The organism is Pseudomonas sp. Leaf129, assembly GCF_001423465.1.
Lineage (GTDB): Bacteria > Pseudomonadota > Gammaproteobacteria > Pseudomonadales > Pseudomonadaceae > Aquipseudomonas > Aquipseudomonas coleopterorum.
On the sequence record NZ_LMOC01000010.1, the window covers coordinates 119,345 to 131,664 of the forward strand.

Annotated in this window: 13 protein-coding genes; 12 read left to right on the forward strand and 1 reads right to left on the reverse strand. The window is 63.3% G+C overall.

Features of this window, described 5'->3' with window-relative positions; genetic code table 11:
• Positions 1 to 9 precede the first annotated feature (9 nt).
• From ASF66_RS19230 to argE, 8 genes are all read left to right on the forward strand, one after another.
• Positions 10 to 1,530, forward strand: coding sequence for an amino acid ABC transporter permease/ATP-binding protein (locus ASF66_RS19230; protein ID WP_056844980.1), 1,521 nt, complete (start codon positions 10 to 12; stop codon positions 1,528 to 1,530).
• Positions 1,531 to 1,559: 29 nt separating this feature from the next.
• Positions 1,560 to 2,432 carry a phytanoyl-CoA dioxygenase family protein gene (locus tag ASF66_RS19235; RefSeq protein ID WP_056844981.1) on the forward strand — a complete coding sequence of 291 codons (873 nt, stop codon included), beginning with the start codon at positions 1,560 to 1,562 and terminating at the stop codon, positions 2,430 to 2,432.
• A 25-nt stretch (positions 2,433 to 2,457) separates the two neighbouring features.
• Positions 2,458 to 3,291, forward strand: coding sequence for a transporter substrate-binding domain-containing protein (locus ASF66_RS19240; RefSeq protein ID WP_049861884.1), 834 nt, complete (start codon positions 2,458 to 2,460; stop codon positions 3,289 to 3,291).
• A 71-nt stretch (positions 3,292 to 3,362) separates the two neighbouring features.
• Positions 3,363 to 4,094 (forward strand): class II aldolase and adducin N-terminal domain-containing protein, encoded by a 732-nt coding sequence (locus ASF66_RS19245; RefSeq protein WP_056844982.1) that lies wholly within the window; start codon positions 3,363 to 3,365, stop codon positions 4,092 to 4,094.
• Between the two features lie 132 nt (positions 4,095 to 4,226).
• Positions 4,227 to 5,522, forward strand: coding sequence for a flavin-containing monooxygenase (locus tag ASF66_RS19250; protein WP_056844983.1), 1,296 nt, complete (start codon positions 4,227 to 4,229; stop codon positions 5,520 to 5,522).
• A 49-nt stretch (positions 5,523 to 5,571) separates the two neighbouring features.
• Positions 5,572 to 5,982, forward strand: coding sequence for a RidA family protein (locus ASF66_RS19255; RefSeq protein ID WP_049861888.1), 411 nt, complete (start codon positions 5,572 to 5,574; stop codon positions 5,980 to 5,982).
• 13 nt (positions 5,983 to 5,995) lie between these two features.
• The gene (locus tag ASF66_RS19260; protein WP_056844984.1) at positions 5,996 to 6,673 is read left to right on the forward strand and encodes a DUF1028 domain-containing protein; all 678 of its coding nucleotides are present in this window, start codon (positions 5,996 to 5,998) and stop codon (positions 6,671 to 6,673) included.
• The gene (gene argE, locus ASF66_RS19265; RefSeq protein ID WP_056844985.1) at positions 6,670 to 7,824 is read left to right on the forward strand and encodes an acetylornithine deacetylase; all 1,155 of its coding nucleotides are present in this window, start codon (positions 6,670 to 6,672) and stop codon (positions 7,822 to 7,824) included. Before ASF66_RS19260 ends, argE begins: the two co-directional genes overlap by 4 nt.
• A 69-nt stretch (positions 7,825 to 7,893) precedes the next feature.
• On the opposite strand, the gene suhB is transcribed toward argE, so the two are convergent.
• Positions 7,894 to 8,709 (reverse strand): type III secretion system regulator SuhB, encoded by an 816-nt coding sequence (gene suhB, locus ASF66_RS19270; protein WP_049861891.1) that lies wholly within the window; start codon positions 8,707 to 8,709, stop codon positions 7,894 to 7,896.
• Between the two features lie 134 nt (positions 8,710 to 8,843).
• Here suhB and trmJ point away from each other — a divergent pair, with 134 nt between their 5' ends.
• The 4 genes from trmJ (at position 8,844) to ASF66_RS19290 (ending at position 12,282) form a co-directional block, all read left to right on the forward strand.
• On the forward strand, positions 8,844 to 9,596 hold the full coding sequence (gene trmJ, locus ASF66_RS19275; protein WP_056844986.1) for a tRNA (cytosine(32)/uridine(32)-2'-O)-methyltransferase TrmJ: 753 nt from the start codon (positions 8,844 to 8,846) through the stop codon (positions 9,594 to 9,596).
• Entirely contained in the window at positions 9,597 to 10,376 is a 780-nt protein-coding gene (cysE, locus tag ASF66_RS19280) for a serine O-acetyltransferase (protein WP_056844987.1), read from the forward strand. It begins immediately after the preceding gene.
• Positions 10,377 to 10,535: 159 nt separating this feature from the next.
• The gene (iscR, locus tag ASF66_RS19285) at positions 10,536 to 11,033 is read left to right on the forward strand and encodes a Fe-S cluster assembly transcriptional regulator IscR (RefSeq protein ID WP_056844988.1); all 498 of its coding nucleotides are present in this window, start codon (positions 10,536 to 10,538) and stop codon (positions 11,031 to 11,033) included.
• A 34-nt stretch (positions 11,034 to 11,067) separates the two neighbouring features.
• The gene (locus ASF66_RS19290) at positions 11,068 to 12,282 is read left to right on the forward strand and encodes an IscS subfamily cysteine desulfurase (protein ID WP_049861895.1); all 1,215 of its coding nucleotides are present in this window, start codon (positions 11,068 to 11,070) and stop codon (positions 12,280 to 12,282) included.
• Positions 12,283 to 12,320 lie beyond the last annotated feature (38 nt).

Genomic DNA, 12,320 nt, shown 5'->3' on the forward strand with positions numbered 1-12,320 from the left:
GAGCCGACGATGACGTTTGATTGGAAATACATGTTTGGTCTGCTCGGCGATACCGAGTTCTGGATGGCGGCCTGGACCGTGATTCAACTCAGTGTATTGACCTGGGTCATCAGTATTGTGCTGGGCTTCGTACTGGCGCTGGCGAAGCAATCTTCTCGTCCATTGCTGAACTTGCCGGCGCGCGGTTACATCTGGCTGTTTCGCAGTCTGCCGCTGCTGGTCCTGCTGATATTCGTCTACAACCTGCCACAGGCGATGCCGTCTACGTCGGCTTTGCTGGCCAATCCGTTCTGGGCCGGACTGATCGCGCTGGTGTTGAGTGAAACCGCCTACGTCGCAGAGATCCATCGTGGCGGGCTGCTGTCCATCGCCAAGGGGCAAAGCGAGGCTGCACGAGCACTGGGCCTGCGCTTTGCCGGCACCCAGTGGCGCATCGTCATCCCCCAGGCCTTGCGGGTGGCCCTGCCGTCGCTCACCAACGAATTCATTTCCATCGTCAAGCTCAGCTCGCTGGTGTCGGTGATCTCGTTGACCGAGATCCTCATGGTGGGTCAGCGCCTGTATTCGCAGAACTTTCTGGTCATGGAAACCATGGCAGGGGTGGCGTTCTTCTATGTGCTGATCGTGACCGTGTTCGATTTCCTGCTCAAACGCCTGGAGCGTTATCTGGACGTGACCCAGACCAAGGCCGCGCGTCAGCCGGATGCCGAAGTGCTGCGCCTGGCCACCGAGCACAAGGCCACCGTGACGCGAACCGATAGCGCCGCGACCGGTCCTGCGTTGCAGGCGACCAAGCTGCACAAGGCCTATAACGACGTCGAAGTGCTCGGTGCGGTAAGCCTGCAGATCGAGCCGGGTGAAGTGGTGTCGGTGATCGGTCCTTCGGGTTCGGGCAAGACCACACTGATTCGTTTGCTCAATGGCCTGGAGCAGATCGACAACGGCGACATCAAGATCAACGGCAAGCCGTTCATTCATCTGAACCGGCAGGGTGCGCAACCGCCGCGTTATGTGGAGCACGCCGAGCACCGCATGAACATCGGCATGGTGTTCCAGAGCTTCAATCTGTTCCCGCACATGACCGTGCTGAACAACCTGCTGATGGCGCCGCGTTATCACCGTCTGGCGCCCCTGGCCGAACTCAAGCAACAGGCCTACGCCCTGCTGCACAAGGTCGGCATGCTCGACCACGCCTGGAAATACCCGCATCAGTTGTCCGGCGGCCAGCAGCAGCGCGTGGCGATCGCCCGGGCACTGATGATGCGCCCGCAGATCATGCTGTTCGACGAGCCCACCTCGGCGCTCGATCCGGAGAAGGTCAACGAGGTGCTGCAGGTCATCGAGGCCCTGGCCAGCGAGGGCATCACCATGGTCATCGTGACTCACGAAATGAATTTTGCCTTCAAGGTTTCCGATCGCATCGTCTTCATGGAGAAGGGGCGAGTGGTCTGCGACGACAGCCCGCAGGCGCTGCGTGGCGGTCACAACCCGCGAGTGGAAGCGTTCCTGAAAGATGTCTCGTTGGCCTGAAGCCAACCCTACCGGTGCGAGGAGAGAACATGATCGAGCAATGGCAGATAGACCAGTTTCACCAGGATGGCTTTCTGGTGGTCGAGGATGTGCTGGCGGCGCCTGAAGTGGCGGCGCTGCAGCATGATTTCGATCAATGGGTGCAGGACAGCCGCAGCCAGGCTCAGGCCTGGGGTGAAACCCTGGATGGTCGCGCACGTTTCGATGTGGAAAGCGATCACCGTGCCGACCATCCTTCCCTGCGCCGGGTAGCGTCGCCCACCGAGATTTCGCTAGCGTATCGCCAGACGGCGTTCGAATCGCGTATGGCCGAAATCGCCGGCCAGTTGATCGGCGGGAGCGGCACTCGTTTTCATCACAGCAAGATCAACTCCAAGCTGCCGCACACCGCGACCCAGGTGAAATGGCATCAGGATTTCCTCTTCACTCCGCACAGCAACGACGACCTGGTAACGGCGCTGTTGATGGTCAGCGAAGTGACCGCCCAGAACGGTCCGCTCAAGGTGATACCCGGTAGCCACAAAGGCCCGCTGTGGTCGCACTGGCACGACGAGCGTTTCACCGGCGCGGTGGCCGATGCCGTGGTCGAGGAGCACTGCCAGGCGCCGGTGGCCTGCTTCGGCCCGCCGGGCTCGGTGTGCTTCATGCACACCCGCCTGCTGCATGCTTCGAGCCCCAACCACACCGAAGATCCGCGGACGTTGTTCATCAGCGTGTACGCCGCCGAGGACGCTCTGCCACTGGCCGACAACCCGCTGCCCAGTGAGCACGCCGGACGCTTGGTGGCCGGGTGCGAAAGCGGCTTGATCCGCAGCACCGAGAACCATGTTCGCCTGCCGCAGAAACCCAAGGGTGCATCGTTTTTCGTCCAGCAAGCCGGTACCGACCTGGCAACAGCCTGAATCCATTGACTGCGAGGAATACCCCATGAAGTTGCCAAGCCTGAAAGCCCGCCCCGTCGCCATGGCCGTGTTCGGCGCCATCCTGGCTGCCAGTTCGTTGAGCGCTTCGGCGTTCCAGCAGCCCGGCAAGATCGTCGCCGGGTCCGACATGACGTTCTTCCCTTACGAATACATGGAGAAGAACAAGCCCGCCGGCTTCGATATCGAGTTCCTCGACGGTCTCGCCAAGGTCATGGGCATGACTGCGGAAAACATCGACACCCGCTTTCCCAACCTGATCAGCGGGCTTCAGGCCGGACGGTTCGATATCACCAACTCGTCGATGTACATCACCGCCGACCGCATGAAGGTGATCGACATGGTCCCTTACCTGAAAAGCGGTGAGTCGATCCTCGCGGTCAAGGGCAGCGCCTATCAGCCCAAGACGCCGGAAGAGTTCTGCGGGCACAAGATCGGCTCCATGGGCGCCACCTCCTGGTTGCAGCAGTTGCAGAAGCTGTCCGCCGAGTACTGCGTGAAGAACGGTCTGCAGCCGATCGCCATCAGTGAGTACGGCACCGACCCGCAAACCACCCAGGCTATGCTCGCCCACGCGGTAGAAGCGCAGATCACCGACGCGGCGGTCGCTCGCGGGGTGGTCGACAAGCTGGGCGATCGCGTGGTGATTTCCTCGCAGACCTTGATCTACCCAGTGCTCAACGGCTTCGGTGTGAAGAAAGGCAACGACGAGGTCCGCAACGCGCTGATCCAGGGCCTGGAGAAGTACAGCAAGACCCCTGAATACGCGGCGCTGCTGGACAAGTACAAGTTCCAGGCGCCGACCGCCGATGACATCGCCGCCTTGATGCCCAAGCCCTGATATCGCGCCTCGACATCAGCCGACAGTACCCGTCGATCCTGGCGGGTACGTTTCAATGGAGTGCCCAGAGCATGGCCCTGAGTTTCGAAGAACAGACGCGCATCGACCTGGCCGCAACGTTCCGCATCATCGCCCACCTGGGCATGCACGAGGCGGTCGCCAACCATTTCAGCGCTGCCATCAGCGCCGACGGCAAGCAGTTTCTGCTCAACCCCAAGTGGGTGCATTTCTCGCGGCTGCGGGCCAGTGATCTGTTGCTGCTCGATGCCGACGACACCGACGCCGCGCACCGCCCGGACGTGGACGCCACGGCGTGGTCGATCCACGGCCAGGTTCACCAGCGCCTGCCCGATGCCCGTGTGGTGCTGCACCTGCACCCGGTCTACACCACGGCCGTGGCCTGCCTTGCGCAACCGAAGATTCTGCCGGTCGACCAGAACACGGCGCGTTATTTCAACCGTGTGGCGGTGGACGAACTCTATGGTGGCATGGCTGATACCAGCGCCGAGGGTGCCCGCCTGGCCAACCTGCTGCAGGACAAGCGCCGGCTGCTGATGGGCAACCACGGCGTCATCGTCACCGCCGCCACGGTGGGCGAAGCCTTCGATGACATCTGGACCTTGGAGCGGGCCTGCCAGATTCTGGTGACGGCCTGGTCGACCGGCCAGCCGCTCAAGCTGCTCGCCGATGACGTGGCGGAAAAGACCGCACGGGACTGGGAGAAGATCACCGATTTTTCCCAGCGCCATTTCGAAGAAATGAAGCACCTGATGATCCAGGCGGACCCTTCGCTGGTGGACTGAGCGCAACCGAGCGCCCGACGGATTGAAGCTTTGCACACAGCCTCGCGGGCGCCGCAGGACGCCGTGCGCCCGGCTTTCGAATTTTCATGAAGACAGCGACTGGCCACCGACGGCCTGTCGAAGGATGCCAAGATGAACCAACAGATCACCGAAATAGACACTCTGGTCGTAGGCGCCGGCCAGGCCGGCGTGGCCATGAGCGAGCACCTGAGCCGTCTGGGTATCCCTCATCTAGTGCTGGAGCGGCATCGTATCGCCGAAGCCTGGCGCTCGGGCCGCTGGGACTCGCTGGTGGCCAACGGCCCGGCCTGGCACGATCGGTTCCCGGGTCTGGAATTCGACATGGACCCCGATGGTTTTGCCGGCAAGGAGCAGGTGGCCGACTATTTCGAGGCCTATGCCCGCAAGTTCGACGCGCCGATCAAGACCGGGGTCGAGGTCAGGCGTGTCACGCGCAATGTCGGCCGCGCCGGCTTCACCGTGGAAACCAGCGACGGCACCTATTGCGTCAACCACTTGGTATCGGCCACCGGGCCGTTTCAGAAGCCGGTGATCCCGGCCATCGCGCCCACGGATTCGACCCTCCACCAGATTCACTCGGCGCACTATTTCAATCCTGAACAATTGCCCGAAGGCGCGGTACTGGTGGTTGGGGCCGGTTCCTCCGGGGTGCAGATCGCCGAGGAGTTGCTGCGTGCCGGGCGTAAGGTCTACCTCTCGGTGGGTCCCCACGATCGGCCGCCGCGCGCCTACCGTGGGCGCGACTTCTGCTGGTGGCTGGGCGTGCTCGGGCTGTGGGACAGTGAAACGGTGCAGGCGGGTCGGGAGCACGTCACCATCGCCGTCAGCGGTGCCCGCGGCGGACATACCGTGGACTTTCGGCGACTGGCTCAGGCGGGCATGGTGCTGGTGGGTCTGACAGAGCGCTTTGCCGACGGCAAGGTCAGCTTCGCCCAGGATCTGAACGACAATCTGGACCGAGGCGACGAGAACTACCTGGCGCTGCTCGATGCTGCCGACGCCTACGCCGAGCGCAACGGCCTGGACCTGCCCCTGGAGCCGACCGCCCGCGAACGCGTGGCCGACGCGGCGTGCATTGCCCAACCTCTGCAAGCGCTGGACCTGACCGAGGCGGGGGTGTCCACGATCATCTGGGCCACTGGCTATTCGCAGGACTACAGCTGGCTGCAGGTCGACGCCTTCCACACCAACGGCAAGCCACGCCATCAGCGCGGCGTGAGCAGCGAGCAGGGTGTCTACTTCGTCGGCCTGCCGTGGTTGTCCCGGCGCGGTTCGGCCTTTATCTGGGGCGTCTGGCACGACGCCAAGCATGTCGCCGATCAGATCGCCACGCAGCGCAAGTACCGCGCCTATGACGAGTCCCGGACCGCTGCCCGGACACCCGCGCCGTTGCGCGCCAACGCTTGATCATCACTGTGTCGCGTCACCTCGACGCGCACGCCAAGGAGCTTCGTTCATGGTCACCCATACCCGCATCCGCATGTTCAACACCAAGGACACCTACCCCAATCAGAGCCTGGACAATGATTTGTGCCAGGCGGTGCGCGCCGGCAATACCGTTTACGTGCGCGGTCAGGTGGGCACCGATTTCGACGGCAACCTGGTCGGCCTGGGCGACCCTGCGGCGCAGGCCGAGCAGGCCATGAAAAACGTCAAGCAGTTGCTGGAAGAGGCGGGCAGTGACCTGTCGCACATCGTCAAGACCACCACCTACATCATCGATCCGCGTTATCGCGAGCCGGTCTATCACGTCGTTGGCCGTTGGCTCAAAGGTGTCTTTCCGATCTCCACGGGGCTGGTGGTCTCGGCCCTGGGCCAGCCGCAGTGGCTGATGGAAATCGACGTGATCGCCGTCATTCCGGACTGAGGAGTTCTCTGCCATGACCTTTTCCATCGCAGCGCGCTGCGCCAAAACCGGCCAGTTGGGCATCGCCATCAGTTCGTCGAGCATCGCCGTGGGTGCTCGCTGCCCGTGGCTTGTGGCCGGTGTGGGCGCGGTGTCGTCGCAGAACATCACGCTGCCAGCCCTCGGCCCGCAGACACTGGCGCAACTGGAACGGCAGGTGTCGCCTGACCAGGCGTTGCAAGAGGTGCTGGACCGCGACGGCTTCGGTGCGTATCGCCAGATCATCGCCATCGATGCGCAAGGCCGCAGCGCCCACGCCAGTGGGAGCCAGACCTTGGGTATTCATCACGCGCGCAGCGGTGAGCAGTGCGTGGCCGCCGGCAACATGCTGGCCGACATTGCGGTGGTCGACGCCGTGGTCGAGGCGTTCGAAAACGCCTCCGGGCATCTTGCCGAGCGTCTGCTGCACGCCCTGCTCGCCGGCCTGGCCGCGGGCGGCGAAGCCGGGCCGGTGCACTCGGCGGCGCTGAAGGTCGTGGGCGAGCTACCGTGGCCTATCGTCGATCTGCGCGTTGACTGGGCCGAGCATGACCCCGTGGGCGAGTTGCAGGGATTGTGGCAGGCCTATCGACCGCAGATGCAAGACTACATCGACCGTGCCCTGAATCCGGCGGTAGCACCGGGCTATGGCGTGCCCGGAGACGAGCGATGAGCGCCAGCCGTGAGCTGCTGGCGCACTTGGTGGCCTTCGATACCACCAGCCGCGAATCCAACCTTGCCCTGATCGAGTTCGTTCGCGACTACCTGACCGGGCATGGCGTGAGCAGCGAGCTGATCTACAACGAGGACGGCAGCAAGGCCAATCTGTTCGCCAGCATCGGCCCGGCCGATGTGCCGGGCATCGTCCTGTCGGGTCATACCGACGTGGTGCCGGTGGACGGCCAGGCCTGGACGTATCCTGCGTTTCAGTTGAGCGAAGCGGACGGCAAGCTGTACGGCCGCGGCACGGCAGACATGAAAGGCTACATCGCCTGCGTACTGGCACAGGTGCCCGCCCTGGTGCAGGCGCCCCTGCGTCGGCCGGTGCACATTGCCTTGTCCTACGATGAAGAGGTCGGTTGCCTGGGCGTGCGCTCGCTGCTCGAGGCCCTGCGGGGCAAGCCGGTGCAGCCGATGTTGTGCGTGATCGGCGAGCCGACCGAGTTGGCGCCGGTGCTCGGCCACAAAGGCAAACTGGCGATGCGCTGCGAGGTGCAGGGCCTGGCCTGCCATTCGGCCCACGCGCCGAGCGGGGTCAATGCCATCGAATATGCCGCGCGGCTGATTGCCGAGCTGGGTCGGCTGGGCGATGCGCTGCAGGCACCGGCTGCCCGCAACGAGCGCTTCGATCCGCCGTTTTCCACGGTGCAGGTGGGAGTGATCGCTGGCGGTACCGCGCTCAACATCGTTGCGCAGCACTGCCGTTTCGATTTCGAAGTGCGCTCGCTGCCTGCCGAAGACCCGCGACAGCTGACCCAGGCCCTGCAACGCTACGCCGAGCACACGCTGCTGCCGGCCATGCAGGCGATCAGTGGTCAGAGTGCAATTCGGTTCAGCGAGCTGTCCAGCTACCCGGGCCTGGACGTCAGCCATGCCAGCGAGGCCGCCCGCTTGATCGCGCGGTTCAGCGGTTCCCAGGCGTTTTCCACGGTGGCCTTCGGTACCGAAGGCGGGCTGTTCGATCAGGCAGGCATCGCCACCGTGGTGTGCGGGCCCGGCAGCATGGCGCAGGGGCACAAGCCCGATGAGTTCATCAGTGTCGCGCAGTTGGCCGGATGCGACGAAATGCTGGGGCGGATACTGGCTTTCGCCTGCGAAGGTTGACTGGGCGGGGGCTGAATTGCGCCCATGAAAAAAGCACCCCGTGGGGTGCTTTTCTTGTCGTGCCAGGTCTCAGCGTTTGAGCGAGGCCGGCAGGTGCGGCTGGATGGCAGTCAGGACTGCCTTGAAGCACTTGGTGTTACCGGCAACGATGTGGCCGTTTTCCAGGAAGTTGTGACCTCCGGTGAAATCGCTCACCAGACCGCCCGCTTCCTGAATCAGCAGGACGCCTGCGGCCATGTCCCATTCCGACAGGCCCGACTCCCAGAACGCATCGAAGCGGCCAGCGGCAACGTAGGCCAGATCCAGGCTGGCGGCGCCGGCGCGGCGAATGCCGGCGGTCTGGCCGACCAGGCTGCGGAACATGCCCAGGTAGTTGTCCAGGTTGTCCATCTGGTTGTCGCGGAACGGGAAGCCGGTGCCCAGCAGGGCGCCGTCCAGGCTGGTGCGACCGCTGACGCGCAGGCGGCGGCCATTGAGCTGGGCGCCACGGCCACGGCTGGCGGTAAATTCTTCCTGGCGGACAGGATCAAGCACGACGGCGTGTTCCAGGCGACCACGGTACTTGCACGCGATGCTGACGGCGAAGTGCGGTACGCCGCGCAGGAAGTTGGTGGTGCCGTCCAGTGGGTCGATGATCCAGAGGTAGTCTTCGCCTTCACCGCTGCCGGCATGGAAACCGGTCTCTTCGCCACGGATGCCGTGGGTCGGGTAGGCCTTGCGCAGGGCGTCGATGATTTTCTGTTCGGCAGCGCGATCGACTTCGGACACGTAGTCCTTGGCATCTTTCTCGTCGACCTTGATGGTATCCAGGCGCTCGATGGAGCGGAAGATCAATTCACTGGCGCTGCGGGCGGCGCGCAGCGCGATATTCAGCATGGGCTGCATGGACGTTTCACCTAAGGTCGTTAAAGAAAGCCGCGCATTCTAGCAGAAAAGTCGTGGACAAGAAGAGGGACATAGCCTTAGTTATAGGCCTTCTGTAATATTTGCCGCCCTTTCCCCGACACAGAGCCCTAGCCGTGCTGGATAACATCCGAGTCGTCCTGGTCAACACCAGCCATCCCGGCAACATCGGTGGCGCGGCGCGCGCCATGAAAAACATGGGGTTGTCGCGGCTGGTCCTGGTTGAGCCCCGCGAGTTCCCGTCGCCCGAAGCCGACGCCCGCGCATCGGGCGCCAGCGACGTGCTGGAGAACGCCCAGGTGGTCGCCACCCTGGAAGAGGCGCTGGTGGGCTGCACCGTGGTGCTGGGCACCAGCGCCCGCGACCGCAGCCTGCCGTGGCCGCTGGTGGATCCCCGAGAGTGTGGCGAGAAGGTCATCGAGGAGGCCGGGCAGGGCAAGGAGATCGCGCTGGTGTTCGGTCGCGAGCACGCGGGCTTGACCAACGATGAGCTGCAGCGCTGTCATTTCCATGTGCACATCCCGTCCAATCCGGATTTCAGTTCGTTGAATCTGGCGGCGGCGGTGCAGGTGCTCGGGTATGAAGTGCGCATGGCCTGGCTGGCGGGCAAGCGTCCGGCGCCAACGCTGGACAAGACCGAGGAGCTGGCCACCAGCGACGAGATGGAGCGCTTCTATGGCCATCTGCAGGACACCCTGGTCGACATCGCCTTTCTCGACCCGGAAAAGCCACGGCACCTGATGGCTCGCCTGCGCCGCCTGTTCGGGCGCAGCGCCGTGAACAAGTCGGAAATGAGTATTTTGCGCGGCATTCTCACCGAGACCCAAAAGGTCGCTCGGGGCGAGCCGCATAAGCGCAAGGATCAATAAATGTTCGAACGTCTGCGGGAAGATATCCAGAGTGTTTTTCATCGCGATCCGGCCGCGCGCAATGCGTTCGAGGTGTTGACCTGCTACCCGGGCATGCACGCCATCTGGCTGCATCGGGCCGCCCATGCCTTGTGGAAGCGCGACCTGAAGTGGCTGGCGCGGGTGGTGTCCAACTTCGGTCGCTGGATGACGGGCATCGAGATCCATCCCGGTGCGACGGTGGGGCGACGGTTCTTCATCGACCACGGCATGGGCATCGTGATCGGCGAGACGGCCGAGATCGGTGACGACGTGACGATCTACCAGGGCGTGACCTTGGGTGGTACCAGCTGGAACAAGGGCAAGCGCCATCCGACCCTGGCCGATGGCGTGGTGGTGGGGGCGGGCGCCAAGGTGCTCGGGCCGTTCACGGTGGGTGCCGGGGCCAAGGTCGGCTCCAACGCGGTGGTGACCAAGGAAGTGCCGCCCGGCGCGACCGTGGTCGGGATACCCGGCAAGATCATCGTCAAAAGCGATGACCAGCTGGACGCGCGGCGCAAGGCCATGGCCGAGAAGATCGGTTTCGATGCCTATGGCGTCGGCGGCGAGGACATGCCCGACCCGGTGGCGCGGGCCATTGGCCAACTGCTTGATCATCTGCATGCGGTGGACGGGCGTCTGGAAGGGATGTGTGGCGCGCTGAACCGCCTGGGCAGCGACTACTGCGCCAAGGACCTGCCGCCCTTGCGCGACGAAGACTTCGAATGCGTGCAAGGCGCGGAGCGCAAGGCGCAGTCCTGATCCGCGCCGTCACACAGGCCCCAATCGGCATCATTAGTCTGCTACCATTGCGCCGCCGTTTTTGCGCTCAAGTCCTAGTAAATCAGTAGGACTTATAGTTGACAAATTTACTCGGAAATAGGATGATCGAACCTATTCCGAGAACCCGTGGTACTAGCCATGCGACTGACAACGAAAGGCCGATACGCCGTCACTGCCATGCTCGACCTGGCATTGCACGCGCAGCGTGGCCCGGTCTCATTGGCCGACATCTCCGAGCGCCAGGGCATATCCCTGTCCTACCTGGAGCAACTGTTCGCCAAGCTGCGCCGGGGCAACCTGGTGTCCAGCGTGCGTGGTCCCGGCGGTGGTTATCAGCTGTCCCGTGAAATGGAAGGCATCCAGGTTGCACAGGTCATCGACGCGGTCAACGAATCGGTCGATGCCACCAAGTGCCAGGGCCTGGGTGATTGCCACGCCGGTGACACCTGCCTGACCCACCACCTGTGGTGTGACCTCAGCCAGCAGATTCACGAATTTTTGAGCGGTATCAGTCTGTCCGACCTTGTCACTCGCCGTGAGGTGCAAGAAGTCGCTCAGCGCCAGGATCTGCGTCGTTGCAATAGCAACGGCCGCATGCAGCGCCTGGACAAGATCGAAACGTCTGCCGTCGAATGAGAAAGCCAGGTTAGCCGCCTGATAGGAGATACCAATGAAGTTGCCGATTTACCTCGATTACTCCGCGACCACGCCAGTGGATCCTCGTGTTGCACAGAAGATGATCGAATGCCTGCAGATGGACGGGAACTTCGGTAACCCGGCTTCCCGTTCGCACGTGTTCGGCTGGAAAGCTGAAGAAGCTGTCGAGAACGCCCGTCGCCAAGTGGCCGACCTGGTCGGTGCCGACCCGCGCGAGATCGTCTGGACCAGCGGTGCCACCGAGTCCGACAACCTGGCGATCAAGGGTGTGGCGCACTTCTACCAGACCAAGGGCAAGCACATCATCACCACCAAGATCGAGCACAAGGCGGTCCTGGATACCACCCGCCAGCTCGAGCGTGAAGGTTTCGACGTCACCTATCTGGAGCCCGGCACCGACGGTCTGGTCACTCCGGCCATGATCGAAGCGGCCATGCGTGACGACACCATCCTGGTCTCGGTCATCCATGTGAACAACGAAATCGGCGTGATCAACGACATCGCTGCCATCGGCGAGCTGACTCGCTCGCGCGGCGTGCTGTTCCACGTCGATGCCGCCCAGTCCACCGGCAAGGTCGAGATCGACCTGTCGGCACTAAAGGTCGACCTGATGTCGTTCTCGGCGCACAAGACCTACGGTCCCAAGGGTATCGGCGCGCTGTACGTCAGCCGCAAGCCGCGTGTTCGCCTCGAAGCGGCCATGCACGGCGGCGGTCACGAGCGCGGCATGCGTTCGGGCACCCTGGCCACGCACCAGATCGTCGGCATGGGCGAAGCCTTCCGCATCGCCAAGGAAACCATGGCCAGCGAAAACCTGCGCATCAAGGCGCTGAGCGATCGCTTCTACCAGCAGGTCGAGAACCTCGAAGAGCTGTACGTCAACGGCAGTCTGACGGCCCGTGTACCGCACAACCTGAACCTGTCCTTCAACTATGTCGAAGGCGAGTCGCTGATCATGGCCCTCAAGGACCTTGCAGTGTCTTCCGGTTCGGCGTGCACCTCGGCCTCGCTCGAGCCCTCGTATGTACTGCGCGCCTTGGGCCGCAACGACGAGTTGGCCCACAGCTCCATTCGTTTCACCTTCGGTCGCTTCACCACCGAAGAGGAAGTCGATTACGCCGCGCAGAAAGTCTGCGAGGCCGTCACCAAGCTGCGCGCTCTGTCGCCGCTGTGGGACATGTACAAAGACGGTGTCGATATCTCGAAGATCGAGTGGGCGGCGCACTAAGTAGCTGCCGACAAGAGCGGCTTACCTGATGAGTTTCA

Coding starts and splice junctions, on each gene's coding strand:
- ASF66_RS19245 (WP_056844982.1), top strand. CDS start 3,363: ATGGCCCTGAGTTTCGAAGAACAGACGCGCATCGACCTGGCCGCAACG.
- ASF66_RS19290 (WP_049861895.1), top strand. CDS start 11,068: ATGAAGTTGCCGATTTACCTCGATTACTCCGCGACCACGCCAGTGGAT.
- ASF66_RS19260 (WP_056844984.1), top strand. CDS start 5,996: ATGACCTTTTCCATCGCAGCGCGCTGCGCCAAAACCGGCCAGTTGGGC.
- ASF66_RS19255 (WP_049861888.1), top strand. CDS start 5,572: ATGGTCACCCATACCCGCATCCGCATGTTCAACACCAAGGACACCTAC.
- cysE (WP_056844987.1), top strand. CDS start 9,597: ATGTTCGAACGTCTGCGGGAAGATATCCAGAGTGTTTTTCATCGCGAT.
- argE (WP_056844985.1), top strand. CDS start 6,670: ATGAGCGCCAGCCGTGAGCTGCTGGCGCACTTGGTGGCCTTCGATACC.
- ASF66_RS19240 (WP_049861884.1), top strand. CDS start 2,458: ATGAAGTTGCCAAGCCTGAAAGCCCGCCCCGTCGCCATGGCCGTGTTC.
- ASF66_RS19250 (WP_056844983.1), top strand. CDS start 4,227: ATGAACCAACAGATCACCGAAATAGACACTCTGGTCGTAGGCGCCGGC.
- iscR (WP_056844988.1), top strand. CDS start 10,536: ATGCGACTGACAACGAAAGGCCGATACGCCGTCACTGCCATGCTCGAC.
- ASF66_RS19230 (WP_056844980.1), top strand. CDS start 10: ATGACGTTTGATTGGAAATACATGTTTGGTCTGCTCGGCGATACCGAG.
- ASF66_RS19235 (WP_056844981.1), top strand. CDS start 1,560: ATGATCGAGCAATGGCAGATAGACCAGTTTCACCAGGATGGCTTTCTG.
- suhB (WP_049861891.1), bottom strand. CDS start 8,709: ATGCAGCCCATGCTGAATATCGCGCTGCGCGCCGCCCGCAGCGCCAGT.